This is a genomic window from Sulfitobacter sp. HI0040 (assembly GCF_001634885.1).
GTDB lineage: Bacteria > Pseudomonadota > Alphaproteobacteria > Rhodobacterales > Rhodobacteraceae > Sulfitobacter.
Map to the genome: position 1 here is coordinate 1 of NZ_LWEX01000306.1, position 227 is coordinate 227.

Below are 227 nucleotides of genomic sequence, written 5' to 3' on the forward strand. Positions count from 1 at the left end.
CCGGGCTTTGCCAAGCCGCGCGCGGCGGTCTAAACCTGCGGTAGGCACAGAAGGAGCAGGCAGATGATCGAGACACCAGGCGTGACCATCACGGGCGCCTCCGGGCGCATGGGGCGGATGCTGATCGAACAGGTCGCAAACGGCGATCGGTTGAAGCTCGTCGGTGCCGTGGAACGCCCCGGCCATGACTGGATCGGTCGGGACGTGGGCGAAGCGATGGGCCGCGC

1 pseudogene is annotated in these 227 nt (G+C 67.8%); it reads left to right on the forward strand.

The window, feature by feature from the left end:
* Positions 1-63: 63 nt before the first annotated feature.
* Positions 64-227, forward strand: a pseudogene (locus A3728_RS14240) (4-hydroxy-tetrahydrodipicolinate reductase); the annotation flags it as partial.